General features: G+C 58.7%; 3 protein-coding genes. All 3 read left to right on the plus strand.

The window, feature by feature from the left end:
* The first annotated feature begins 120 nt into the window (after window positions 1-120).
* A complete protein-coding gene (locus EN939_RS27580) occupies window positions 121-474 on the plus strand; it encodes a Rieske (2Fe-2S) protein (protein WP_023809364.1) in 354 nt (117 codons plus the stop codon).
* Between the two features lie 120 nt (window positions 475-594).
* Window positions 595-2,202 carry an ABC transporter substrate-binding protein gene (locus tag EN939_RS27585; RefSeq protein WP_127270882.1) on the plus strand — a complete coding sequence of 536 codons (1,608 nt, stop codon included), beginning with the start codon at window positions 595-597 and terminating at the stop codon, window positions 2,200-2,202.
* Between the two features lie 88 nt (window positions 2,203-2,290).
* On the plus strand, window positions 2,291-3,038 hold a 748-nt coding region (locus tag EN939_RS27590; protein ID WP_164751271.1), incomplete at its 3' end, for an ABC transporter permease.

The following is a 3,038-nucleotide window of genomic DNA, read 5'->3' on the forward strand; positions in this document are numbered from 1 at the left end:
TGCCAACACGCTGCAAATCCCTCCTGCCTGGAAGAGCAAGATCATGGGACTGAACGCGCTGGAAGTCTACAAACGCATCCCCCGCGCGCAAGCCGCGAATGCCGCCTGAGGAAGCATACGATGCCCGAGAAGACATATATCTGCCGCGTCGACGAGATCGAAACAGGGTCTCCGTTCATCGCCAAGATACGCAGCCTTTCGGTCGGGATTTTCCGCATCGGAGATTCATTCCACGCGCTGCTGAATGTCTGTCCGCACCGTGGCGCTCCGCTTTGCGAGGGGCCGCAATGCGGCACAACCGCGCCCGTTGAACAGGCGCAATTCATCTATCATCGCGAAAACGAGATCGTTCGATGCGCCTGGCACGGCTGGGAGTTCGACATCAAGTCAGGCGCGGCCTTGGTCGATCCGTCCGTTCGCGCGCGCACATTTCCAGTCACCGTCGAAGCCGGCGGCATCTACGTGACGGCCTGATTGGCGCAAGCCGATTGGGATTGGAAAAATTCGAAGAAAGGTGGCGGGAGCCGATAAGCAGATTTGTTCGCCGGTGCTTGACGAGAAATAACGCGGGGAATTCCGCAATGGGAGAGTCAAATGTCAGAATCTGAATACAAGCTTGGTATCGCGCAAAGCCTGATCGGAGGCGGCAAGGTTTCCCGCCGCGACTTCATTCATCTTGGGCTGGCCGCGGGCCTGACGGTTGCCGCCGCCGACCGGCTGTTCGTGAGCACGGCGCGGGCCGAACCAATGCAGGGCGGCTTCGCCAAGCTCGGCATGGCTCATGGCGCGACGACGGATTCGATCGATCCGGCCGGCTACCCCGACACGTTCACACAAACCGCATTTTCGGGCTCGCTGTCCAACAGCCTCACTGAGGTCGACGCCAAAGGCAATGTCCAACCGGACCTCGCCGAGATCTTTGAAACTTCGGATGGAGCCAAAACCTGGGCCTTCAAGCTGCGCAAAGGCGCAACCTTTCACAACGGCAAGACCGTGACGGCGGATGACGTCGTGACCTCCTTGCAATATCACATGGGCAAGGACACCAAATCGGCGGCGAAATCGCTGTTGGACTCCGTCGCCGACATCAAGGCGGATGGCCCGGAAACGGTGGTTTTCACGCTCAAGAGCGGCAACGCCGATTTCCCTTACATTATGAGTGACTACCATCTGGTCATCATGCCGGCCAAGGATGGCAAGGCGGATTGGGCTTCAGGCGTTCGCACCGGTGCTTTCGTCGTCGAGAATTTCCAGCCCGGCGTTTCGGCCAAGCTCAAGCGCAATCCAAACTACTTCAAGAACGGCAAGCCCTATCTCGATGAGGTGGAGTTCATCGCCATCACGGATCTTGCCGCTCGCATGGCGGCGCTGTCCACGGGGGAGGTGGACTATATCGGCCGCGCCGACCTGAAGACCCTCGGCATGTTGAAACGCAATCCCAAGGTGGAGATCGTCGAAGTCACTGGTTATGGGCACTATACCTTGCCGATGAATGTCACGATGGCGCCATTTGATAATCCAGACGTGCGAATGGCATTGAAATGGGCGATCAATCGCCAAGAAATCGTCGACAAGATCTTTCTTGGCCACGCCACTGTGGCCAACGACAACCCGATCGCGCCGGCCATCAAATTCGCCAAGGATCCGCAACCGCAACACAGCTTCGATCCGGAAAAAGCCAAGCATTACCTGAAAAAGGCCGGAATGGAGAACCTGAAGGTGGATCTCTCGGTCGCCGATGCCGCTTTTGCCGGCGCCGTGGACGCGGCTTCGCTCATTCGCGAAACGGCAGCCCAATGCGGCATCGACGTCAATGTCGTGCGTGAGGCCGAGGACGCTTATTGGGACAATGTCTGGCTGAAGAAACCCTGGTGCGCTTCCTATTGGAGCGGTCGGGCGACGGCCGACTGGATGTTCACGCAAGCCTTCGCCGCCGACTCCAGTTGGAATGAATCCTTCTGGAAAAATCCCCCTTTCAACGAACTGCTTGTCCAGGCGCGCGCCGAGACGGACGAGGCCAAGCGAGCGGCGATGTATGCCGAGATGCAGCAGTTAACCCACGATGACGGCGGCAGCATCGTGCTGGTCTTCAACAATTTCGTCAGCGCCCAATCCAAAAAGCTCGCACACGGTGATGTGGCGCCCAACTGGGAGAACGATGGACTGAAAATGGCCGAACGCTGGTGGATCGCCACGGCATGAGATGGCGGGCCGGAGCCGCGATGGTTTTGAGGCTCCGGTCAGCTGGCTCCGAGTGCAGGGCTGCCGCCCAAAGGGAAACGCCACGCACATGAACCCCGTCGCAAAAACGGTCCTGCAGCGCCTTGGCCTCGGCCTGGTCACTTTGTTCATCGTGTCCATCATTATCTTCTCTGCGATCGCGATGCTTCCAGGCGACTTCGCCAAGGCCACGCTCGGGCAATCGGCGACGCCCGAAACGGTCGCCGCGTTCCAGCGGGAAATCGGCATCGATCGCCCGCCTGTCGAGCGCTACTTCGTTTGGGTCGCCCAGATGCTCCATGGCGATTTCGGCTCTTCGTTTGCGAGCCGCACCGGATATCGGCGTACCGTGGCCGAGATCATCGCACCACGCCTCTACAACACGATGTTCCTTGCAGCGGTGACTGCGCTGATAGCTGTTCCTCTGGCCTTGGGGCTTGGCATTCTGGCTGCGCTGTACCGCAACGGCTGGTTCGACCGGCTGGTGAATGTCGCGACACTGACAACCATTTCATTCCCGGAATTTTTCGTCGCCTATATGCTCGCCTACCTGGTGATCTCGCGCGACACGTTCATCGGATCCGATTTCGCTCAAACGCTGCCTCATTGGCTCACTGTCTTGCTGAACTGGATGCTCAATGCGGTTCCCAAATTTCCGACATTGTCGAATGTGAACGATCAGACGCCATTTTGGGAGCATCTCTGGAAAGTCGCCCTGCCGGCAATCACGCTTACGCTGGTAATCGTGGCCCACATGATGCGCATGACCCGAGCGGCCATCATCAACATGCTGGCAAGCCCCTACATCGATATGGCGC

The organism is Mesorhizobium sp. M7A.F.Ca.CA.002.05.1.1 (assembly GCF_003998335.1).
Lineage (GTDB): Bacteria > Pseudomonadota > Alphaproteobacteria > Rhizobiales > Rhizobiaceae > Mesorhizobium.